Source organism: Edaphobacter bradus, from assembly GCF_025685645.1.
Taxonomy (GTDB): domain Bacteria; phylum Acidobacteriota; class Terriglobia; order Terriglobales; family Acidobacteriaceae; genus Edaphobacter; species Edaphobacter bradus.
Genome location: NZ_JAGSYF010000001.1, coordinates 1,067,549 through 1,087,688 on the forward strand (window position 1 = coordinate 1,067,549; position 20,140 = coordinate 1,087,688).

A 20,140-nucleotide genomic window follows, 5' to 3' on the forward strand; every position below is an offset into this window, starting at 1 on the left:
TACCCTTGATCGCCGGGATTTTTCGGCGAATCGCTTCCTTTGCCACACTCGAAGGGAAATCATGACACGGTTTGAGCTGCTTCAACTACTAGTGGGCCAGGCTCGCAACAATGGCTTCGAGTTTCGGAAGTGGTATGTCGGAAAGCTGGGAATCCCGTGGAAGAACGCGCGTGAGGCTCTGGAGACTCTCGCAGCCGAGCGGCGGTACTATGCCCTGCTCTTCTCTCACGAATTCGCGTCAAGCTTCTGGAAGCCCGGAGAGCTCATGACCTTCCAGGTACCCACGCAGACATTTACGCGCAGGATGGCCGACGGGACTATCGGCACCGTCCAGCGCAAGGCCTACACGCGGCGCAGCACGCGTGATGATGCCTGGCGATACCACCTGAGGGAGATGGCTCTCGCCGAAGAACCCCTGCGATACATGCGGCGCTATCTCCGCGTGGCCGATGACCTCGAAGAAGAGGGCGAACAGGAGATCCGAATCGAAGCATCCGGAACGGACGACGAGTCCTAAATACCATGGTCGCGCCGGATCTCGAGGATCTGCTTCACGTGGTGACAGCCATGAGCGAGATGAAAACGCCGCCACTGCGCAACGCTGAGCGGACCGAGAATCCCGTGACTTACCGAGCGTCCTGAGCCGAAGCGCCCTCCGGCCTCAGCAAAAAGCTTATCCATAAATTGCAGAAGCTCTGCCGTCTCCTGTGCGAGCGCTGCTCCAGTGAGGTGATCCTCAGCGGAAGGCGAAGCGGCGGGCGGTACAACCATGGGAGGAGCCTCTCTGCCGCTCGGGAAAAAGCCAAGCCCTGTAATCAGAAACCGAGCGCAGTGCTGGGGAACGGTTGGCCTTGAACGCGTCGGCCGCCCCTTGGCCAGGCGCTCCTGAATGAGACCGGCGGTGGACTTATACGACAGGCAGAGATGCTGAGCGATCTGCTGGATAGTCCACTTGTCCGGAGAGTCTGCAGTGCGAAGCTGCGTCTGGGCAGACGTCAGGCCCTCGAGCGAGTGAGCGATCCGTTGCTGGAGCTTCTCCAGATTAGGGTCCATAGCTGACCGCACAAGACTACACCCCGCTGTGCCTATTGCGCGTGCTCACGCTGCAATTCGCTGAGCGCCTTCCGGGCCTGCTTGATCTTGAGGCCGTCCGGATCGAGCTTGAGATACGCATTGAACTCAGCGATCGCCTCATCGCGTTTTTTCAATCTCTGGGCAAGGTGGGCAAGGGTGAAGTGGGCATCCGAATCGTTGGGCTGATACTTCACAGCGTCCTTGGCCCTGAGATATGCCGCGTTGAGATCGCCACTGCTTTCGTAGAAACTGGCGACATTGAGATCCTCGGCTGCCCGCTCTTCATCCGACTGAATCCTCTCGACCTTGGGAAGCTTTTTACGGCCCGGCGTCGGTGCGGGAGCGTCTGTGTCAGCAGGCTTCGACGACGCGGCATCCCCGGGATCGGTATCGGAGTTGCTGCCCGAACTGCTGCTGGAACCAGCGTCGGAGGAAGAAGAAGAGGATGGCGCGTCTCCTGGAAACGGATGATCAGCCGCGGCCGAGGAATGCGAGGCTCCGGAAGCCGGAGCATTCGGAGCCGGTGCGTTTGGTGCGGGAGCGTTGGGCGCAGGAGCACCTGGCATATCTGCTCCCGTGTCGCCGGGGAACGGAAACTGATCAGCCGTCGATGGATGCTTCGGCGTAGCTGTAGAGGGAGGACAGGTCTTGTTTTGGCTCGTTCCTGAGGACTGACACGGAGCCGGCTGCTGCGAAGAGGAGGTCTGTGCGGCGCAGGTCATCGATAGTGCGGCTGACGAGAGCAACACGCAGGCTGCCAGTTCAATGGAAGACCGTTTTGCCATCAACCTTAAGCTTACTCGCATAGTGATTGGACGCGGCCAATCCACTGTTTGTTATAGTCAGTCCAAAGGTGGGCTTCAGGAGTCAGAGTTGCTCTCTGACTTCTGAAGCCACATACAACCGACCCAGGATTACCTCGCAATGCTCAAAGGGCTTATCGTTCGTTCGTCTGCAATCCACGCGGCTGGCTGCTATACAACGCGGCCGATCAGGAAAGGCGCCAAGGTCGTTGAATACGACGGCCCGCGGTTCCCCAAAGAGGTGGCGGACGAGCGCTACAAAGACCGCTTTATCACCTACCTGTTCAGCACCGGCGAGAATGGCGCGGTCATCGACGGGTTTGGAACCGCAATGTTCCTCAACCACTCCTGCGATCCAAACTGCGAGACCGAGGACTTCGATGGCCGCATCTGGATCACGGCAATCCGTAATATTGCCGCTGGCGAAGAGCTGACCTACGAGTACAACCTTCACGACAGCGACGACGACGATGCAGACTGTCATTGCGGCGCTGTAAGCTGCCGGGGAACCATGTTCAGCGAGGATGAAGTGAAGCGCCGCGCCAGGCTCGCAAGAAAGAAAAAGACAGCCAGAAAATCTTAGGCAGCGCGGAGGCTACAATAGCAAAATGCGGCTCGTAGCCGCCTTCTGTTTATGGGATATCAGGTTCTTGCGCGTAAGTACCGGCCACAGCGTTTCGCCGATGTCGTGGGTCAGGATCATGTAACGGTGACGCTGATGAACGCTCTGACGCAGGGGCGCATCGCGCACGGTTATATCTTCAGTGGCCACAGAGGGATTGGGAAGACGACGATCGCGCGCATCGTCGCGATGGCACTGAACTGCCGAAATGCGATTGGCTCCGCGGAGCGTCCTACTGCCGAGCCCTGTCAGGTCTGCGATAGCTGCGTGGAGATCCGCTCCGGCAACGCTGTCGACGTCATCGAGATCGACGCGGCGACAAATCGCGGCATCGACGAGATTCGCGAGCTGCGCGACGCTGCCCGCTACCGGCCAGCGCGCGACAAGTTCAAGATTTACATCCTCGACGAGGCGCACCAGATCACGGATGCGGCCTTCAATGCCTTACTCAAGACGCTCGAGGAACCGCCTGACCACATCGTCTTCATGATGGCGACAACGCAGCCTGAGGACATTCCGCAGACGGTGCGGTCGCGCTGCCAGCACTTCAGCTTTCACGCGGTCAAGCTGGTGGACATTCTTGCCCAGCTGCACGGAATCGCCGAGCAAGAAGGTGTTCAGGCAGACGAAGCAGCATTGAGCCTTCTTGCCGAGGCCGGAGACGGCTCGATGCGCGATGCCCTGTCCATCATGGACCAGGCGATCGCCAGCGCGCCGCTCGAAGATGGACGGCCCCGGCTCGATGCAGTTCAGGTTCGTGAGCTGATGGGCACAGTTCCGAATGCCGTCTTCGAAAAGATCTTCGAAGCCGTGAATGACAACCGCAGCGCCGAAGTGATGACTGTGGCCAATCAACTGCTCGATGCGGGCAACAGCCCTGTCCAGCTTGCGCGGCAGTGCGTCCGCTACCTCCGGAACTGCTTGGTTGCCAAGGTCGCCGGGATCAGCGCAAACGGCGACGAGCAGAGTGGAGCCGCAACAGAGTTGCTTCAGATCTCTCCCGACGAGCAGCGCCGCGCCGCTCGGACGGGGGCACTCTTCGGCGAAGAAGAGCTCGCGCGCTTTCTCCAGGTGATGCTGCGAACCTTCGACGAGCTGGGATACAGACAGGAACAGCGCTTTCATTTTGAGCTTGGCCTGCTCAAGCTGGTGCATCTGCGGCGCCTGCTTCCGGTGGAAGAGTTGCTGAGCCAGATGCCCGTGCCCGGCGGTTCAGGACAGTCCAGGCAGCGAACCGCCGCGACGGTTCCGGCTCCCGCAACAACAGCTCCCCTGCGGTCAGCCGCCTCGACTGCAACAGCGCCAGCTCCGACGAAGCCAGTGTTCTCTCCGTTCGAAAGCCGCAAGCGGTTTGATGAAGCTTTGCCGGTCGCGCAGCCTCCTGCAAGCAAGACCGAGCCTCGTGCTCCTGCTTCTGTTCCTGCGCCTCCTGTCCCCGCTCCTACTCCACCACCGGTAAAGGCTGCCGAGCCTGCGCCTGTCGCTATCCCGGAGCCGGTTGTGGAGACTACACCTGAGCCGGAGGCTCCAGCAGCGAGTCCGGTTGCAATCTCCCAGCCGACAGCCTCGCATAGTCCGGACGAGTTGCAGCGGATTGCGACCGACGCACTGATGAACGCCAAGAGCCAGGGCTCAGCGGCCGATGCGCTGGCCGATGCTGAGTGGACGATCGAGAACGGCGAGATTCGCGTTCAGACCGAGTTGTCGAAGACCATGCTGCCGATGGTGATCAATCCAGAGGCGGACAAGATCGTTCGCGCGGCCCTGCGGACATCGGGTGCTGGAACGCTGAAGCTTGTGCTTCTGCCCGGATCGGCAGCCGCTGCAGCCGCTAAGAAACCCAAGGCTGCGAGGACGGGCAGCGTTCAGGCCAAGGCCCTCGAGCATCCTGTAGTGCAGCAGGCGCAGAAGCTCTTTGATGCCGAGATCCGCAACGTGATCGATCTGCGGGACAACAACTAAGCTAAATCTCTCGTCTGCCCTCGAGCGCGCGGGACATCGTGACCTCGTCGGCGTATTCGATGTCGCTTCCGGCTGGAATGCCTGTCGCGATGCGAGTGATCTTCACCGCCGGGTTCGCTCGGTGAATCTCTTCTGCGAGATATCTAGCGGTAGCCTCGCCTTCGGTGGTTGGGGAGGTTGCGAGGATGACCTCGTTCACCTCGGGCAGCCGAGTCATCAGGTTGCTGATGCGAAGCTGGTCGGGGCCTACTCCGCCGATGGGAGAGAGAGTCCCGTGCAAGACGTGGTAGACGCCGGCATAGCTTCGGGTCTTCTCGATCGTTGCTATGTTGGTCGGCTCCTCCACGACACAGACGAGCCGCTGATCGCGCACTGCGTTCGTGCAGTAGATACATGGATCAACGTCGGTGATGTTGTTGCAGACCGAGCACAGGCGCAGGTGCGCCTTCAACTCGCGGATCGCAGAGGCGAGAGCTTCCGCGTCCTCTGCCGAGGAACGCAGTACGTGGAAGGCCAGCCGCTGCGCGCTGCGGGTTCCGATGCCAGGAAGCTTGCGAAGCTCGTCGATGAGACGGCTCATCGGCTCTGCGAAGCGGGCCACTAGAGCAGCCCCGGCAGGTTCGGCAGGCCGAGCGAGCTCATCATCCCTGCCATGCTGGACTTGATCGCCTCGTCGGCGCGGCGTCCGGCTTCATTGACCGCAGCGGTGATCAGGTCTTCGAGCAGCTCGAGGTCGCTGCCTGCGCTACCGATCGCGCTGGGCTCGATCTTGAGACGCAGGAGCTCCTTCTTGCCGTTCATCCGTACGGTCACAACGCCGCCTCCTGTCGAGGCTTCTACGATGGTCTCGGCCAGCTTGCGCTCCATCTGCTGCTGCATTTGGCGCGCCTGCCCCATCATTTCCTTCATCTTTGCCAGATCGGAAAAGTCCATACATCCCTCACATTTCTAATTATCTCGCTTGGCTGGCGTTACTTCGTCGCCAGATTCACTCCGGTCATCTCGCTTGGCTTTTTGAGATTGAGGAGGGTGAGTATGGTGGGCGAGATGTCGCGCAGACTCCCGCCGGGTTTGAGGATTGCGTGGTGGGCTGGATCGGTGTCTGGGCTGATAAGGATGAAGGGGACGGGGTTGGTGGTGTGGGCGGTGTGCGGGCCTCCGGTGATGGGGTCGATGAGCATCTCGGCGTTACCGTGGTCGGCGGTAACGAGAAGGCTGCCGCCGCGCTGCTTGACTGCCTGATAGATCCGGGCGAGCTGGGCGTCGACGGTTTCAACGGCGCGGATGGTGGGCTCGAGCTTGCCGGAGTGACCTACCATGTCTGCGTTGGCGAAGTTGACGATGATGACGTCGAAGGCGGTGTCGTTGACGGCCTTGACGACGGCTTCGGCGATGCCTGGAGCGGACATCTCAGGAGCGAGGTCGTAGGTGGCGACCTTCTGCGACGGGATGAGCACGCGGTCCTCGCCGGGGAACGGCTTCTCGATGCCTCCGTTGAAGAAGTAGGTGACGTGGGCGTACTTCTCGGTCTCGGCGACGCGGAGGTTACGGAGGTTGGCGTCGGCCATGACGTTGGCGAGCAGGTTGTCCATCGACTCCGGCGGGATGACGACGGGGAGCGTGAAGTTTTTGTCGTACTGCGTCATGCAGACGTAGTGGATGTTGCCGGGCGCCTGTGCGCGAGGGATCTCGTGTTCGAGCTCGGCTGCTTTCGGCAAGTCGTTCGCGTTGGCTGCGGTGAGGCCGCCGGGGATGTTCGCGTTGCGGGCTACATTTCGTGCAAGGACGCGGGTGATCTGGCGGACGCGGTCGGCGCGGTAGTTGAAGTTGATGCAGACGTCGTTATCGCGGATGGGGCCTACGGGGTGGCCGTGGCCGTCGACGACGGTGAACGGTGGGATGAACTCGTCGGTGACGCCGTTGTTGTAGAGCTCGCGGATGCGGGCGAGGGGGTCGGTGTAGGTTCCGCCTTCGGGTGAGCCGGTGACCATGGCGTCGAAGGCCTGGCGCTCTTTTTCCCAGCGGAGGTCGCGGTCCATGGCGAAGTAGCGGCCGGAGACAGAGGCGATCTGACCGATGCCGTACTCGCGGAGCTGTTGCTCGAGGGCTTCGAGGTGGCCGATGCCGCTGGTGGGCATGGTGTCGCGGCCGTCCATGAAGGCATGGACGTAGACGCGGGTGAGCTTGTGCTGCGCGGCGAGACGCACGAGCGCGTAGAGGTGGCGCTGGTGCGAGTGGACTCCGCCGTCGGAGAGCAGACCGAAGAGGTGGAGCGCGCGATTGCCCTGCGCGGCGAGCTGGATAGCCTGGGTGAGGACGGGGTCGGTGAAGAAGCTGCCGTCGGCGATGGCGGCGTCGATGCGGGTGATGTCCATGCGGACGATTCGCCCGGCACCGAGGTTGAGGTGGCCGACCTCGGAGTTTCCCATCTGACCGTCCGGCAGGCCGACGTAGTGGTCGCTGGCGCGGATGAGAGTGTTGGGGTAGGTCGCGAGGAGCTTGTCGTAGGTCGGCTTGCGGGCCAGTGCGATGGCGTTGCCGTGAGTCTCGGGGCGGTAACCCCAGCCGTCGAGGATGGTGAGGACGATCGGTTTGTTTGGCATTTCTGTGGTTCAGGATAACAAGAGTTTGTTGGGCGAGGATGAGGGTCCACTGTACGCGGTTGTGAGGCAGTATCGGCGGTAGCGTTCACTCTTTGCAGGATGCCTGTTTGTGAGCGCTCGTAGATTTCTTCTATGTCGACGCCGTGGTGCTTCGCCAGTTGTTCAATGAGCGCGCCGGCGGTGCCTCGGCTGAGGCGGTGGAGACCCGGTTTGGGGCCGGGCGCGCTCGCAGATTCGCTGTTATTGCGGGTCTCTTCTGCTGCTGCTTTGGGTGCAGGGGCTTCGGGTGCTGTGGCCGCGGCTTCAGGCTGGTCGTTCTGTTCGTGGGAGAGGTTGGTGGAGGCGATCTGGAGGCCGTAGAGAATGAGCCCGGCGCGGCGGGGGTCGATGTCGTTGGTGGCAAGGCGGCTGAGGATCTCGCCAAGGGAGGTCTGGATGGAGGCTCGGCTGGTGGGTGAGCCCAGAAGAAATATGCTGCGGCGCGCCTGGCGCTGGCGAGGGTTGGGGACGGGTTTGCGGGCGTCGTGATGGTAGTAGCAGAAGTGCGTGCGGCGCATGCTGGGGCTGCCGCAGCGAAGACCGTCGGGAAAGATGTGGCGGCATTGGCGGCGTTCTGCTTCGTTCTGCATCTCGGTCATGATCTGTGACATGGTTCGCTCCCCCACTGGGTGAAATGCGTGTAAAGTCTTCAAAAGAAAAGACCTGAATCCGGACTTTCGTCCCCAGCCAGCAAGCTGGGTGGGGACTTGTTTCCGCGTCGTGTTTTTGGTCTCTCGGGTTAAATGCGAAAGCCCGGCTTGCGCCGGGCTTTTTTCTTTCTTCTGATTTAAGGCTATCAGGGGTGTCAAGGATTTGGTTGTGGAAAAGGGCCTTGGAGGAGCGATTGGCTTGAGCAAAAGCAACAGCAATGATTCTGGTCGCTTCGTCCCTTCGACAAGCTCAGGGCAAGCTCTTCGGAACTGGGCTCAAGCCCCTCGGCGCTGCTCGGGGCAGAGTGGTAGCCGGGCACCCGGCGATTAGTGAGTACGGACCTCGAGACGATCCCGGAATCAAGGGATTAGGATCGCTGGAGAACAAAGCGTGACCGGGTGAACTGTCCACGCGCCTAGAGGGCACGCGCCATCGGTGCTCTCATTTGCGTTTGCGCGTCGTCGTTTTCTTGACTTTGCGCGTCGTCGTTTTCTTGATCAGGGTGGCAGCCTTTTTTGCGTCTTCGGCGCTTTCAAATCCAATAACTGCTGAGTATCTTCTGCCAATTACTTGCGTCACGAGAAAATCGAGGTTGATCTTAGCGTCCGCGATCGCCTCCGTAATAGCATGCCCCAACCCCGGCTTGTTATCACCTTCCACCAGAAGGGCCGGGATTCCAGAGGCCTTGAATCCCGCTGTCTCCGCAGCGGTAGCCAGCTTTTTCCCTACAATCGGAGAAAGTTCGACCGCTGCCTTTGCCTGATTACCCGGGTAGCGATAACCCATGATGATCTGGAGGTCTGCACCTGCACTGGCAAACGGTTCCAAGGTGCTCGCCAGGGCTCCCGGTTGGTTCTCGATTTCCCTTCGCCACAACACGATGCTCCTGACTGTGGTCGCCATTTTGATATCCTCCAAATGAAAACGATTATTGGCCTGTCGTTGAATCCTATCGTGGATGTCAATCCCAGCGTTCCTGTTGGGAATCAACCAACTCCTCACTCTCAACCGCCAAACGAGTTCGCAGAGCGGCAGTTAATAATCACACATTGGTTTGCCTCCTCTTCCACGAGATTTAACGCATCCTGCAGAGGAAACAATTCAGCGTACCAGTGATATGCAAGGGCCCGGTGTTGATTACTCAAGATAAGTGTCGCTCGCTCAGAATATTGGGGGAGTTGATTCACCACCATCTCGGCATGGAGGATTCAATGGATAGCGAGAACAGGATGAGTCGATACAGAGCTGTAAGGAAGAGAATCGTGCGCGGTGGTCTGGCTCTTGGAGCCACCGCCGCTGGTGCCCTGGCTATTGGTACGGTTGCTGTCGGCGCTTTGGCTGTTGGCGCGTTGGCTGTCGGCGCGCTCGCCGTTCGGAAGCTCGCGATACGCAGCGGCCGCATCGAGAGAATAAGCGTCGGCGAGTTGACCGTCGGCCGGCTTGTGGTCAAGGAGTCGGCACCTCGAGGGTGATTGGCGTTCAGCCGGTTGGACTTGTTTTTTTACGGCACGTCATAAGCGACGGATCGTGCTGGGGTTGCCCGCCGTCAGCCAATCCGTTTGCCGAACTGACGCCGCCTAAAGATAAGACTTCCTATTGGAGCGTCAGAGGCATAATATTTCGCTCGGCAATAGAGGAGGCTCGCATGTTGAAGCCTTTGTTCGTCTCTTGCACACTGTTTCTCTTTGCACTCTCGCCACAGCAACAGGCTGCTGACCCGGCCCAGACGGTTATTCCTGCTGAAGCTGCTAAGATGGTCAATCCGGTAAAGCCGACTCCCGAATCACAAGCCCACGCCAAAAAGATTTTCGGATACGACTGTGCCATGTGCCACGGAGTAAACGGCGATGGTAAAGGTGATCTCGTTGGCGATCTGAAGCTCAAGATGAAGGACTACACGGATCCGGCAGCTCTGAAAGACTTTACGGACGGAGAGCTCTTCTACATCATCAGGAACGGTAAAGGCCAAATGCCCGCGGAAGAGGTGGCCCGCGCGAATCCGGAAGATGTCTGGAACATGGTGATCCTGGTGCGGTCGTTTGCCAAGAAGTAAAAGAATCGCGCACCATCGGCTTCCGTGGATAAAGAAGCGGATCCCTCCACTCCGGTCGGGATGACGCGGGGGCAGTCAGGAATCACCGGTATGCGATGACGAGGCGGTCGAGGCCGATCTCTGGTGGCGCTAGTTCGACTCGGGCGAAGCCGGCAGTTTTCGAGACGCTCTCGAGTTCTGCGAAGGTGTAGGCGTCGCCGGCGGGGGTCGTGGTCAGCATCATCATACTGAAGGCGGCTGCGCTGGGCGGCGAGACGCGATCAGGATTGGGAACGAATTCGGCAATTGCGGCTCGGCCGCCTGGCTTTAGCGCAGCATGCACCTTGCGCATCAATGCGGCGCAGGTGGGCAGATCAAAATGGTGCAGGAAGTTGGGGACCAACACCAGATCGTAACCGCTGCCGAAATCAGTCTCGAAGGCGCTGCCGGGGAGCAGGTGGTAGCGATCGGCGACACCCATTGCCTGCGCGTTTTTCGCTGCGACTTCGAGGACATTTCTCCAATCGGCTGCGTAGATGTGTGCGGCAGGGTTCTGCTTTGCTACGGAGATTCCGAAGATGCCGTGACTGGCGGCGATGTCGAGAACTTTGTGCGCCTCGCCGCCTTTGCGGAGTTCGGCGGCCATGATCTCGGCGGGCATATACATGAGCGGCATCATGGCCTGAGCAAACTTGACCCAGTCGGGATTTTCGGGCTCCAAGGTTCCTTCGCCGAGCGCGGTGCCTCCCCGACGCACGGCCTCGGTCAGGCGCGCGTGGCCTTCGCGCAGGCGCGGGGTGAGCAAAAACTCAACGGCGGTGCCGATATATGCCGGCGATTTTTTGTTGAGGAATACATCTGAATCCGGTGCTAGAGAGTACTGCGTTCCTTCCTTGGCGAGGAAGCCGTGAATGGTTAAGAAATCGCACAAGGTGCGCACGCCGCGTTCGGAGGCCTGGCAGCGCTTCGCAATGGTTGCGGCAGTGGTGTTGCCTTCGGCGATGGCTGTGAAGAGCTCCAGCTCAACGGCGGTCTTCATTGCCTCGGTCTGCTCATAGGCGTTAATGGCGTTGAAGAAGCGCTCTGGAGTGGGCGGTTGATGCGGGACTACGGTGGCCATGGATTCCTCCCGTGGGTTGGTCAGGTCAGCGCAAATGACTGATTTCTGTGGATTCGCTCAACGTAGCCCGTGAATCAAGCTGGCCCGGATGGTTCTGGAGAGAGTGTCGCACGCGATTATATGCGGTTAGCTGGAATTCAGAGACTGCTTTAACGCGGGGTCGCGATTTGCGTGGATTTACACCTCATTGTGGTGCGCCTATGCGGCTGTTGCGAGTGTGATCATCCTGGCTTACTTCTGGAAGAGCCACAAGCACAGGCCTTTCCGGTATGTGGAGCCGGCGTAGACAGTGGCTCCTGCGGCTCGCGCTCCACTGGGCACGCAGAGGATTTCAGGCTCAGTTCGATCCACGATACGGGGCTTTGATCGTGTAGCCCTCTGAAACCTGAAGGAGAGCAGAGCCGGAGTCCGAGAATCAACATAAATTTCCTCGACGTGGAGCGGAGACACAGGTTGAACCTGTAGTCTGCTCTATTCCGGCGCAAATTTCAGTTGGGATGCGTCAGCCGCGGGGGCCTTTGGAATCCTTCGGGCGGGGATAGAAGGCTTCGACGATGGTCGAGATTCCGCCGCGGGGGCGGAAGTCGCCGACGACCTTGGCCCAGACGGGGTCGGTGGCTTTGACGACGTCGTCGAGGACCTGGTTGACGATGTTCTCCTGGAAGATGCCGAGGTTGCGGTAGGTGAAGAGGTATTCCTTGAGGGACTTGAGCTCCATGCAGCGCTCGCGGGGCATGTAGCGGATGGTGAGGCGGCCGAAGTCGGGGAGGCCGGTTTTGGGGCAGACGCTGGTGAACTCGGGGTCGTCGACGAGGATCTCGTAGGACTTGAACTGGTTGGGCCAGGTTTCAATCTCGGGGAACTTTGTGTCTAAACCGGCTGCGGCGTGGTCGTCGGTGTAGCCGGTGGTGTGCTTGGTGGTCATATGACTATTTTAGCCGGTTGGGTCTAGAATCGGCCGCTAGCGTTTCACAATGGCGGTGTCAGGGGCAGGCATGATGGATTGCCCTAGCGAGACTGCAGAGACTGGAGGCAGGGCACATGAACAGGGTAAGTGATGAGGCTCTCGATACTTTATTTCGCGAAGCACATACACATTCTGCATGGCTGGCTAAGCCAGTGGCAGATGACGTCCTTCGTCAACTGTATGACGTGATGAAGTGGGCTCCGACGAGTGCGAATTGTTGTCCTGCACGTTTGATCTTCCTTCGTTCGCGCGAAGCAAAAGAAAGACTTCGACCGGCGCTGTCGCCCGGCAACGTGGAGAAGACTATGGCTGCGCCGGTGACAGCTATCGTTGCTTACGATCTGAAGTTCTATGAAAAACTTCCGAAGCTGTTTCCGCACAATCCTGGGATGCGGGAAGTATTCGCGAACAATCCTCAGCTGATCGAAAGCACGGCCAAGAGAAATTCGTCATTGCAGGGGGCGTACATGATGCTGGCGGCTCGCGCGCTGGGATTAGATTGCGGGCCGATGTCCGGCTTCGATAGTTTCAAGGTAGATGAAGAGTTCTTCGGTTCCGGCAAATGCGAAGAGTGCGAGGAGGAGTTCTTTCCGGAAGGCCATGTGAAGTCGAATTTCTTATGCAACCTCGGCTATGGTGACAGTTCCAAGCTACACGCGAGGAGTCCGCGCCTCGAGTTTGGCGAGGCGTGTACCTTGCTCTAGCTGTGTTCCGAGCCTGTAACGGTGAGGCCTTAGTTGCGGCCGCTATTCGCGGCGGCCGAGGGTTGGGCGATCGTCAGTGTTGGAGGGGTTGTTTGGGTTGTTGGGGTCGTTGCTGCCTCCGCCTACGCGGCGCAGGGTGGGCTTGTTGTCCTTGCCCTTGTCGTTGAGCTTGCGCTTGTTCTCGATGCGGGCGAGGCGGGCCTTGACGTCGTCAAACTCGGAGGTGGAGACGATGTAGTCGGGCTTGGCGGGGAGGATGGTCGCGATCTCGTCCTCGGAGTGGGCGATGCGGTCAGGGGTCTGGGGGTGGTCGGCGAAGACCTTGGAGAGCGTGCCAGGCTTGTGCTTCTCGAGTGCGTCGATCTTCTCAAAGAACTGAATGAAGGCCTGAGGATCGTAGCCGGCCTTGTACATGTACTGGAGACCGAGCCAGTCGGCCTCGGCTTCGTCGACGCGGGAGAACTTGAGGAAGGCGATGGGGACGGCGAGCTGGGTGGCCTCGTAGATGCCGTAGCCGGTCCATGTGCCCTGGGTGAAGATGATGAGCGGGATGGAGCCGATCTGCGCGTAGTTGAGTTTGGTCATCTGGCGCGCGGCGTGGTGGGCGCAGACGTGGGCGGTCTCGTGGGCCATGACGCCGGCGAGCTCAGCCTCTTCATCGGCGGCCATGATGAGGCCGGAGTTGACGTAGAAGAATCCGCCGGGGAGCGCCATGGCGTTGATCTCGTCAGAGTCGATGATCTTGATGGTGAAGGGGACCTTGCAGTCGGAGTTTTTGACGATGTTCTGACCGATGCGGTTGACGTACTCGGCGATAACGGGATCGGTGATCATGTGCGCGGACTTCTCGATCTCCATCGAGTAGGCCTTGCCGTTGCGGATCTCCCAGTCGGTGGAGTACCAGTTGCCGATGCCGCGGCCGCCTATGTTGCGGTTTCCGACGGCGTTGACGTCATCTTCGCTGCCCGCCTTGATGTGCGGATTGAGGTCTTCGCCGGGGGACGGGAGGGAGTCGGTCTTCTTGCTGGCGGCGTTCTTTGTGTTGTGCTTGGCTTTGCCGGGGCCGGTGCTGCTGGTATCGGTGGCCGCTGCCTTCGTGTCGTCACTTGCCTGGGCGCTAGTCTGGGCGCTGTCGGAGGTCGCCTTGGTGTCGTCTGGGGTCGGCTGCTTTGTCTCGGAGTCCTTGGCCTGCGTGGTGTCAGAGGGGGTGTTGGCCGGCGCCTGGGCGGATGGGGGCGCGGGAGGGGTCTGATTCGCCGGGGTCTGCGTCTGAGCGAAGGCAACTGCCGAGAGGACGATGAGAGTGGCCAGGCCGAGCTGAGCTGCGGGACGCATAAGGTCTCCTCCGGAAGAGCTGCTTCCGCACAAATAGACGCAACCCTAACCGTGTTGGACTTAGTATGCGCTTGTTTGGTGAGCGGTGGGAAGGGCTCAGGGATCAGGCCCCTGAACCCTCACCAGGTTGAGTAGTTAGTACCGTCGGAGCCGGTTTGTTGGGAGCCGGAGTGGACGTCATCGATGCCGGGCTCGGTCTGGTCGGTGGTGCTGAGCAGTTCGCTCTGGGCGGGAACCCAGGTGTCGGAGCGGTGGGTAAAGGGGTCGACTGGCATGGACTTGAGGTAGCCGGCCTGAACGAGGTCGTCGAGGGACTGGGGGGCCTTCTGCTTGTCGACGGTGTAGGAGTCGATGGCGCTGCGCATCGTGTGGAGGTCCTCGCGGAGGACGGCCTCGCGGGCGTGGCGAATGTTGTTCGTATAGGACGGGACGGCGATGGCCGCGAGAAGGCCGATGACGACCATGACGATCATCAGTTCGAGCAGGGTGAAGCCGTGTTCGGAACGCCTGGCTTCCTCCGTGCACCCGGGCTTTTGCGGAAGAGAAGCAGATCCTTCGACTACGGCGGCTGCGCCGCCTCCGCTCAGGATGACACGGTCGGAATTGCGGGATGTGACCGTGGCTACCATGTTGAGTATTTTGTTCCGTCGAGGGCGGTTCCGGTGCTCTTGGTATGGACGTCGAAGACGTTTTGGCCTCCGAAGGAGTCGGAGTCGGGGTCGTCCTGGTTGGACCGGAGGCCCCAGTCGGTGTTGCCGGTCATGGGATCGGTGGGGATCCTGCGGAGGAACTTGACCTTCTTTCCTTGGACTTCGACGCCGTTGACGAGGGTTTCGAGATCGGGAGGATAGCCGAGGGAGTCGGCCTTGATCTGAAAGCCTCCTTTATCGGCTGCGTCCTTGTACTTGTCGATTGCAGAGCGCATCTCCCAGAGATCGCGGCGAAGCTCGCGTTCCTTCTCGCGCTTGACCTGGAAGCGTGCTATGGGGATGGCGGCAGTGGCCAGGACGGCGACGATGGTGATGGTGATGATGAGCTCTACGAGTGTGAGGCCGGACTCGGGGTTGGTGGATCCCACCCCTTGCGATGAAGCCGCAAAGGATGGGGCACCCGAGCTGGACTCTGCGTTGGTTTGACCCCAGAGAGCCGTGGTAGAAAAGCGGGTTTCTCCGCTCCGCCTCTCTCGACTCCGCTCGGAGTCCGGTCGATATGACAGATGTCGAAGTGACAGATTTGGGTCTGAAACAGCTTGCGGGCTTCGCACTGGTCTAAGTAGCGTGCTTGCCGGATTGTTCGACCTAATCATTTCACATGCACCACGGCCGCCGAACCGACGGCGGGAAGATTGGTCTGGGCGCTGTTGATGGCGCCGACTCTGGAGAGGGCCAGGTTGGAATCGCCCGCTGCAATGGCCTTGAAGGTGAGCGTGGCTACGCTTCCCTGCCCGGTGATGCCGGCAACGTTGGGCGGCCGCGAGGTGGCGATGGTGACCAGACCGTTGCCCTCATCACGATGGACGATGGAGACCGCCTGTCCGTCACGCGCGAGAAGTTCCCCGGCGTCCACATTGACGAGCTGGAGGACGGCGGGATTGAACTGGAGCTGGATCGGAACAGAGAAGATGTCACGCCCATTAGCGAGGTTGACGGAGACCTGGAAGGTGCCGCCGACCGCCTGGTTGCCAGCGGGCGGGACGACGGAGAAGCTGACGGGCGGACCTGCGGGCTGGACCTGAGGTTGCGCCGGAGTCGGGGCAGGCTGAGAAGGCTTCGCTCCCGGCTCAGGGGGAGTTGGCGGGGCGGCCTGCTGCTTCATCTGCTGGACGGCGGCATCGGCTGCATTGGCCGCGGTGGTGGGCTCGCCGATCGGCTGAGTCCGCGCTGGGCCGAGCGGAACGAGATCGGCGGCCCCGAGTGAGAGATCGCGGTGAAGTTCAACCGCCTGACCAGTGCCAGTGTCGATGGCGCGGGTGTTGAGGCGGGTGAGGATCGACTCGCGGACGATGTGGGGGATCAGCAGGAAGACGATCTCATTCTGCTGGCGCTCCCTGTTCTGTGTAGCGAAGAGGTACTTGAAGAATGGCAGCTCACCGATTCCAGGAGTTCCGCTGACGGTCTTGTTGTCCTGCTGGATAAGGATGCCGGCGAGGACGCTGGGCTCCCCCTCCTTGAGCTGAATGACCTGCTCGACCGAGCGCTGGCCGATGATGGGCTCAGTGACGCCGCTGATGGTGACGGATCCGGTCTCCGAAAGGTCTTCTACCTTCAACTTGAGAGTGATGTCGCGGTCGTAGTGCACGGTAGGCGTCATGTCGATGTTGACACCGACATCAAGGTACGTGAACTGGGTCTGCACGCCGAGGCTGGCGGTAGCGGAGAGTGTAGAGCTGTACGAACCGGTGGCGATGGGAATCTTCGATCCGATTTTGAGCTGGGCTCGCTGGCCATCGGTGGCCCGGATGCGCGGGTTCTGGAGGATGCGGGTGTCGGTGTCGTTGAGGAGCGCGTTGAGCGTGGCGGGTGGGATGGTGACCGCGAAGTTGGTGGCGTTGATGTTGGCCAGAGTGTTGAGGGTGAAGTTGGAGGGAGAACTGGTGCCGCCCGTGGTGGTGCCTGAGCTGCTGGTGGTCGTCGTACTGGGTGATGCCTGTGGGGTGACGGTGAACGACTGCGGCAGGGTGATGCCGAGGTTGCGCACCGTGTCGCGATTGACCTCAAGGATCGCGACGTCGACGACGACCTCGGGGCGGGAGCGGTCGAGATCGTTGATGAGCTTCTCGGCGAGGAGAAGCTGGTCAGGCGTGGCGCGGATGATGATGGCGCTCTGGCTGGCGACGAGGGTGATCTTGATGGTTGGATCAAGCACGTTGCGGATAGCGGTAAGGACCTCGTTAGCATCCTGCTGCTGGGCTGCGTTGGTGAGATAAAAGGTCTGAACAGCCTGCGCGTCGAGGTCGGTACGCTTGGTGCGCGTGTTCTGTGCGACAAAGATAGTGTTGGAAGTTACGGGCTTATAGAAGGTTCCGGCGATGGTTCCGACGATTCGCAGCGCGTCGGAGAGGGTGACGTTGGTGAGATCGACGGGAATACGCTTGGAGCTGTATTCGGGGTCGAAGAGGACGTTGAGGCCGGCAGCTTTGCCGATAGCCTGATAGATGTTCTTGACATCTTCGACGGCGTGGAGAGTGATGGGCTCGTTGGAGACCGGCTTGAGCTCGACGGGGCCGGCGACGGTGCTGATTTCCTTGATCACGTCCTCATGTCCGCCGTGCCCTATGGCCGCGCTAGGCGGAGCGGCCATCTGCTTCTGGATGACGTCAATCTCCTGCTGTGCGGTCTGGTTGGAGGGGTCGATCTGAATGGCCCGGGTAAACTCGGCGACAGCGCCGTTCATGTCGCCGCTCTGCTTGAGGATACGTCCGCGGTCAACGTGACTTGCGGCAGCGAGAAACCTGACCCGCTCGACGTGGGTCCTGTAGCGCAAGTCCTTGGGCTTCTTGAGGGCGGCCTGACGATAGTCTTCGAAGGCGGTGTCGTAGTCGTGACGGGCCTCGGCGTCCAGGCCGCGCTTGGCCCAGGTGTTGGCTGACTGAGCTCGGGCCGACGGGGAGACCGCGAAGAGCGCCGCCAGAAGGAAGAGCAGTGGAAGCGCCCGGAAGGCGCCCGACGATCGTGTGGTGAAGACTATGTTGCCGCGATCCATTCTGCTTCCGTTTTCGTCCTTATTTGGAGAGGTGAGGTATGCCCGAGGGCCCGCCTGCCCCGATGATGACGACCGCAGGTTGTGGCCTGTCGCTCGAATGCCTGCCAGCCTGTAGCGCTCGGGTGAGTATAGCATCCAAGGCAGAAGATAAACTCCAGAAAGGGCTACAGTTTGGGGATCCTGTGCTGGTTCCATAAGACGCGGTGAAACCGGTCCAGCACCGGCTACAGGGGTTAGACGCGCAGGCAGCTTGCGGGTGAGATAACACTTTTTCGCCATGTTAAAGTAGGAAGTTCATGCCTCGTATGCTCTCCAATCCGACGGCCGCCCACACGTCGAAATCCCCGGCGAAGGCCAAGGACCGCGACCCGGTGGCGACGGGACAGCGGGACGCGGCAGTGAACCGCGCGGCCAGCCATAACTACTTCCTGACGGACCGATTCGAGGCCGGAGTGGCTCTGCGGGGCACGGAAGTGAAGTCGATCCGCGAGGGCAAGGCAAACCTGAAGGACTCCTATGGACTGCTGAAGGACGGCGAATGCTTTCTGCTGAACGCGCACATAGGGGCTTTCTCGCACGGCAACACGATGAACCACGACTCGCTGCGCACGCGGAAGCTGCTGCTCCATAAGAACGAGCTGCGTAAGCTTGAGGCACAGACACGCCAGAAGGGCTTCACGCTGATCCCGACGCGCCTTTACTTTCGCAACGGCAGGGTGAAGTGCGAGTTGGCGCTGGCGAAGGGCAAGCAGGACTGGGACAAGCGCGAGACGGAGCGGAAGCGCGAGGCGGACCGAGAGGCGAAGGCCGCGGTGGCGCGGAGCCAGCGCCGGTAGGCTCAGATTTCTTCGTAATGAAATGTTAGCGATGGCTGCGCACATCTTTCGTTGTAGATGGCGAGCCGGCAGTCTCGCGCTACGATAGAAACATGGATACGAAGCTCATTTTTCAAGATGCGGCTGGCTTTGCCATACCCCTGTTGGCTGTGTTCGCCGTGGATGTCTCGGTAGGCAAGGACGCGGATGCACTTCCGGTGCTGCTGGCCACTTCGGATGCGATCACGGATGCGGCGTCGAAGGTGCTGGCGTCGGGCGAGTTCAAGGCGTCGCTGGGTGAGACGCTGCTGCTGCATGCCCCGGATGGGTTGAAGGCGCAGCGACTGCTGATTGTTGGACTGGGCAAGGCGAAATCGCTTTCGGTGAACGAGGTTCGCAAGGGCGCAGGTGCCGCGGTGCGGGCGGCCAAGCCGCGTAATGTTCGAGAGATGGCGGTCGCGTTTCCTGAAGACCATGCGCTCTCGGACGAGCATCTGGAGGCGCTGCCCTGCACGCTGACGGCGCGGTCACTGGTGGAGGGCGCAGAGTTGGCAGAGCGCGACTGGGACACGTACAAGAGCGACCGGCAGGATATGTCCGTCGCGTCACTGACGCTGATTGCAAGGGAGACAGAGAAGACGACAACAGAGGAGATTCAGAAGGGATTCGAAGAAGGGCTGATCATCGCCGGCGCGCAGAACTTTACGCGGGCGCTGGTGAACGAGCCCGGCAATGTTCTGACCCCTACCGAGCTGGGCAGTCGAGCCGCCGCGATGTGCGAGGAGGTTGGCCTGGACTGCGAGGTGTTCTCGACAGAGAAGCTGCACGAACTGAAGATGGGCGCGTTCTGGGCCGTGGCCAAGGGTTCGGCCCAGCCGCCGGCACTGATCGTGATGACGTATGAGCCGAAGTTGGAGAAGGGGGAGTCGCTGCCGCAGGACGCTCCGGTGCTGGGCCTAGTGGGCAAAGGAATTACGTTCGACACGGGCGGCATCTCGCTCAAACCACCCGATGGCATGGATAAGATGAAGTACGACATGGCCGGCGCAGGGGCGATGATCGGCGCGATGCGCGCGATCGCGCAACTGAAGCCGAAGGTGAAGGTGATTGCGGTGGTGTGCTCGGCGGAGAATATGCCGGATGGCAAGGCGTTCAAGCCTGGCGATGTGGTCACGGCGATGTCGGGCAAGACGATTGAGATTCTGAACACGGATGCCGAAGGCAGGCTGGTGCTGGCCGATGGGCTGCACTATGCGAAGACGCTGGGATGTACGCACCTGATCAACGCGGCAACACTGACGGGAGCGTGCGTTGTCGCGCTGGGAATGATCAATGCCGGAGTGTTCTCGAACGACGAGGCCACGTGGGGGAAGTTCGAGGAAGCCATGAAGGTTTCGGGGGAGAAGTTCTGGAGGCTTCCCTGCACCGACGACTACAAAGAACAGATCAAGAGCCAGATTGCGGACATCATGAACACGGGTGGATCGCGATGGGGCGGCGCGATCACAGCAGCGATGTTCCTCAAGGAGTTCGTCGAGGATACGCCGTGGGTGCACCTGGACATTGCAGGGTGCGCGTGGAACGAGGAGCAGAAGCCGTGGCTCCCGAAGGGACCTAGCGGCATCGCGGTGCGGTCGATTGTGGAGTGGGTGCGGCGCTTCGACGGTTAGACGGCTAAAGACTGCGACCGCGGATTTTCGCGGATGGAGCG

The 20,140-nt window shown here is 60.5% G+C and carries 21 protein-coding genes; 9 read left to right on the forward strand and 12 right to left on the reverse strand.

Annotated elements, in window-relative coordinates:
* Positions 1–61 precede the first annotated feature (61 nt).
* The gene (locus OHL16_RS04550) at positions 62–517 is read left to right on the forward strand and encodes a hypothetical protein (RefSeq protein WP_263365872.1); all 456 of its coding nucleotides are present in this window, start codon (positions 62–64) and stop codon (positions 515–517) included.
* Here OHL16_RS04550 and OHL16_RS04555 read toward each other — a convergent pair.
* Positions 514–1,053, reverse strand: coding sequence for a DinB family protein (locus tag OHL16_RS04555; RefSeq protein WP_263365873.1), 540 nt, complete (start codon positions 1,051–1,053; stop codon positions 514–516). The genes OHL16_RS04550 and OHL16_RS04555 overlap by 4 nt on opposite strands.
* Positions 1,054–1,085: 32 nt before the next feature.
* On the reverse strand, positions 1,086–1,859 hold the full coding sequence (locus tag OHL16_RS04560; RefSeq protein WP_263365874.1) for a tetratricopeptide repeat protein: 774 nt from the start codon (positions 1,857–1,859) through the stop codon (positions 1,086–1,088).
* A gap of 139 nt (positions 1,860–1,998) precedes the next feature.
* Here OHL16_RS04560 and OHL16_RS04565 point away from each other — a divergent pair, with 139 nt between their 5' ends.
* Together OHL16_RS04565 and dnaX are read left to right on the forward strand one after the other, a co-directional pair.
* The gene (locus tag OHL16_RS04565) at positions 1,999–2,460 is read left to right on the forward strand and encodes an SET domain-containing protein (RefSeq protein WP_263365875.1); all 462 of its coding nucleotides are present in this window, start codon (positions 1,999–2,001) and stop codon (positions 2,458–2,460) included.
* A 51-nt stretch (positions 2,461–2,511) separates the two neighbouring features.
* A complete protein-coding gene (dnaX, locus tag OHL16_RS04570; RefSeq protein WP_263365876.1) occupies positions 2,512–4,461 on the forward strand; it encodes a DNA polymerase III subunit gamma/tau in 1,950 nt (649 codons plus the stop codon).
* 1 nt (position 4,462) lies between these two features.
* Here dnaX and recR read toward each other — a convergent pair whose 3' ends face one another.
* The 3 genes from recR to gpmI are packed head-to-tail and all read right to left on the reverse strand — an operon-like array spanning position 4,463 to position 7,064.
* Positions 4,463–5,041, reverse strand: coding sequence for a recombination mediator RecR (recR, locus tag OHL16_RS04575; protein ID WP_263365877.1), 579 nt, complete (start codon positions 5,039–5,041; stop codon positions 4,463–4,465).
* Positions 5,042–5,061: 20 nt separating this feature from the next.
* The gene (locus OHL16_RS04580) at positions 5,062–5,394 is read right to left on the reverse strand and encodes a YbaB/EbfC family nucleoid-associated protein (protein WP_263365878.1); all 333 of its coding nucleotides are present in this window, start codon (positions 5,392–5,394) and stop codon (positions 5,062–5,064) included.
* 38 nt (positions 5,395–5,432) lie between these two features.
* Positions 5,433–7,064, reverse strand: coding sequence for a 2,3-bisphosphoglycerate-independent phosphoglycerate mutase (gpmI, locus tag OHL16_RS04585; RefSeq protein WP_263365879.1), 1,632 nt, complete (start codon positions 7,062–7,064; stop codon positions 5,433–5,435).
* 146 nt (positions 7,065–7,210) lie between these two features.
* Here gpmI and OHL16_RS04590 point away from each other — a divergent pair, with 146 nt between their 5' ends.
* Positions 7,211–7,522 carry a hypothetical protein gene (locus OHL16_RS04590; protein ID WP_263365880.1) on the forward strand — a complete coding sequence of 104 codons (312 nt, stop codon included), beginning with the start codon at positions 7,211–7,213 and terminating at the stop codon, positions 7,520–7,522.
* A 673-nt stretch (positions 7,523–8,195) separates the two neighbouring features.
* Here the strand turns inward: OHL16_RS04590 and OHL16_RS04595 are convergent.
* Positions 8,196–8,657: an ACT domain-containing protein gene (locus OHL16_RS04595; protein ID WP_263365881.1), complete on the reverse strand. Its 462-nt coding sequence runs from the start codon at positions 8,655–8,657 to the stop codon at positions 8,196–8,198.
* A gap of 308 nt (positions 8,658–8,965) precedes the next feature.
* Between OHL16_RS04595 and OHL16_RS04600 the strand changes: the two genes are divergently transcribed.
* On the forward strand, positions 8,966–9,226 hold the full coding sequence (locus OHL16_RS04600; RefSeq protein WP_263365882.1) for a hypothetical protein: 261 nt from the start codon (positions 8,966–8,968) through the stop codon (positions 9,224–9,226).
* 173 nt (positions 9,227–9,399) lie between these two features.
* Positions 9,400–9,807 (forward strand): c-type cytochrome, encoded by a 408-nt coding sequence (locus OHL16_RS04605; RefSeq protein ID WP_263365883.1) that lies wholly within the window; start codon positions 9,400–9,402, stop codon positions 9,805–9,807.
* Positions 9,808–9,889: 82 nt separating this feature from the next.
* Here OHL16_RS04605 and OHL16_RS04610 read toward each other — a convergent pair whose 3' ends face one another.
* Both OHL16_RS04610 and queF read right to left on the reverse strand, forming a co-directional pair.
* Positions 9,890–10,906 carry a methyltransferase family protein gene (locus OHL16_RS04610; protein ID WP_263365884.1) on the reverse strand — a complete coding sequence of 339 codons (1,017 nt, stop codon included), beginning with the start codon at positions 10,904–10,906 and terminating at the stop codon, positions 9,890–9,892.
* Positions 10,907–11,408: 502 nt separating this feature from the next.
* Positions 11,409–11,831, reverse strand: coding sequence for a preQ(1) synthase (gene queF, locus OHL16_RS04615; protein WP_263365885.1), 423 nt, complete (start codon positions 11,829–11,831; stop codon positions 11,409–11,411).
* Between the two features lie 116 nt (positions 11,832–11,947).
* On the opposite strand from queF, the gene OHL16_RS04620 reads away from it, so the two are divergent.
* The gene (locus OHL16_RS04620; RefSeq protein WP_263365886.1) at positions 11,948–12,577 is read left to right on the forward strand and encodes a malonic semialdehyde reductase; all 630 of its coding nucleotides are present in this window, start codon (positions 11,948–11,950) and stop codon (positions 12,575–12,577) included.
* Positions 12,578–12,619: 42 nt separating this feature from the next.
* Here the strand turns inward: OHL16_RS04620 and OHL16_RS04625 are convergent, their stop codons facing one another.
* The 4 genes from OHL16_RS04625 to OHL16_RS04640 all read right to left on the reverse strand — a co-directional run bounded on the left by OHL16_RS04625 (position 12,620) and on the right by OHL16_RS04640 (position 17,614).
* Positions 12,620–13,912: a M48 family metallopeptidase gene (locus OHL16_RS04625; protein WP_263365887.1), complete on the reverse strand. Its 1,293-nt coding sequence runs from the start codon at positions 13,910–13,912 to the stop codon at positions 12,620–12,622.
* 119 nt (positions 13,913–14,031) lie between these two features.
* Entirely contained in the window at positions 14,032–14,541 is a 510-nt protein-coding gene (locus tag OHL16_RS04630) for a type II secretion system protein (protein ID WP_263365888.1), read from the reverse strand.
* The gene (locus OHL16_RS04635) at positions 14,535–14,990 is read right to left on the reverse strand and encodes a type II secretion system protein (protein WP_263365889.1); all 456 of its coding nucleotides are present in this window, start codon (positions 14,988–14,990) and stop codon (positions 14,535–14,537) included. Before OHL16_RS04635 ends, OHL16_RS04630 begins: the two co-directional genes overlap by 7 nt.
* A gap of 224 nt (positions 14,991–15,214) precedes the next feature.
* Complete coding sequence (locus tag OHL16_RS04640) at positions 15,215–17,614, reverse strand: cohesin domain-containing protein (RefSeq protein ID WP_263365890.1); 2,400 nt, start codon at positions 17,612–17,614, stop codon at positions 15,215–15,217.
* 296 nt (positions 17,615–17,910) lie between these two features.
* Here OHL16_RS04640 and smpB point away from each other — a divergent pair, with 296 nt between their 5' ends.
* Together smpB and OHL16_RS04650 are read left to right on the forward strand one after the other, a co-directional pair.
* Positions 17,911–18,450: an SsrA-binding protein SmpB gene (smpB, locus tag OHL16_RS04645; RefSeq protein ID WP_263365891.1), complete on the forward strand. Its 540-nt coding sequence runs from the start codon at positions 17,911–17,913 to the stop codon at positions 18,448–18,450.
* A gap of 92 nt (positions 18,451–18,542) precedes the next feature.
* Positions 18,543–20,099 carry a leucyl aminopeptidase gene (locus tag OHL16_RS04650; protein WP_263365892.1) on the forward strand — a complete coding sequence of 519 codons (1,557 nt, stop codon included), beginning with the start codon at positions 18,543–18,545 and terminating at the stop codon, positions 20,097–20,099.
* Positions 20,100–20,140 lie beyond the last annotated feature (41 nt).

What these genes read in the sequence shown, in the direction of transcription:
- OHL16_RS04560 (WP_263365874.1), bottom strand. Translation starts at nt 1,859, where the DNA reads ATGGCAAAACGGTCTTCCATTGAACTGGCAGCCTGCGTGTTGCTCTCG.
- OHL16_RS04555 (WP_263365873.1), bottom strand. Translation starts at nt 1,053, where the DNA reads ATGGACCCTAATCTGGAGAAGCTCCAGCAACGGATCGCTCACTCGCTC.
- OHL16_RS04580 (WP_263365878.1), bottom strand. Translation starts at nt 5,394, where the DNA reads ATGGACTTTTCCGATCTGGCAAAGATGAAGGAAATGATGGGGCAGGCG.
- OHL16_RS04620 (WP_263365886.1), top strand. Translation starts at nt 11,948, where the DNA reads ATGAACAGGGTAAGTGATGAGGCTCTCGATACTTTATTTCGCGAAGCA.
- OHL16_RS04640 (WP_263365890.1), bottom strand. Translation starts at nt 17,614, where the DNA reads ATGGATCGCGGCAACATAGTCTTCACCACACGATCGTCGGGCGCCTTC.
- OHL16_RS04630 (WP_263365888.1), bottom strand. Translation starts at nt 14,541, where the DNA reads ATGGTAGCCACGGTCACATCCCGCAATTCCGACCGTGTCATCCTGAGC.
- OHL16_RS04610 (WP_263365884.1), bottom strand. Translation starts at nt 10,906, where the DNA reads ATGGCCACCGTAGTCCCGCATCAACCGCCCACTCCAGAGCGCTTCTTC.
- OHL16_RS04625 (WP_263365887.1), bottom strand. Translation starts at nt 13,912, where the DNA reads ATGCGTCCCGCAGCTCAGCTCGGCCTGGCCACTCTCATCGTCCTCTCG.
- OHL16_RS04595 (WP_263365881.1), bottom strand. Translation starts at nt 8,657, where the DNA reads ATGGCGACCACAGTCAGGAGCATCGTGTTGTGGCGAAGGGAAATCGAG.
- OHL16_RS04605 (WP_263365883.1), top strand. Translation starts at nt 9,400, where the DNA reads ATGTTGAAGCCTTTGTTCGTCTCTTGCACACTGTTTCTCTTTGCACTC.
- OHL16_RS04550 (WP_263365872.1), top strand. Translation starts at nt 62, where the DNA reads ATGACACGGTTTGAGCTGCTTCAACTACTAGTGGGCCAGGCTCGCAAC.
- OHL16_RS04650 (WP_263365892.1), top strand. Translation starts at nt 18,543, where the DNA reads ATGGATACGAAGCTCATTTTTCAAGATGCGGCTGGCTTTGCCATACCC.
- OHL16_RS04565 (WP_263365875.1), top strand. Translation starts at nt 1,999, where the DNA reads ATGCTCAAAGGGCTTATCGTTCGTTCGTCTGCAATCCACGCGGCTGGC.
- recR (WP_263365877.1), bottom strand. Translation starts at nt 5,041, where the DNA reads ATGAGCCGTCTCATCGACGAGCTTCGCAAGCTTCCTGGCATCGGAACC.
- OHL16_RS04600 (WP_263365882.1), top strand. Translation starts at nt 8,966, where the DNA reads ATGGATAGCGAGAACAGGATGAGTCGATACAGAGCTGTAAGGAAGAGA.
- queF (WP_263365885.1), bottom strand. Translation starts at nt 11,831, where the DNA reads ATGACCACCAAGCACACCACCGGCTACACCGACGACCACGCCGCAGCC.
- gpmI (WP_263365879.1), bottom strand. Translation starts at nt 7,064, where the DNA reads ATGCCAAACAAACCGATCGTCCTCACCATCCTCGACGGCTGGGGTTAC.
- dnaX (WP_263365876.1), top strand. Translation starts at nt 2,512, where the DNA reads ATGGGATATCAGGTTCTTGCGCGTAAGTACCGGCCACAGCGTTTCGCC.
- smpB (WP_263365891.1), top strand. Translation starts at nt 17,911, where the DNA reads ATGCCTCGTATGCTCTCCAATCCGACGGCCGCCCACACGTCGAAATCC.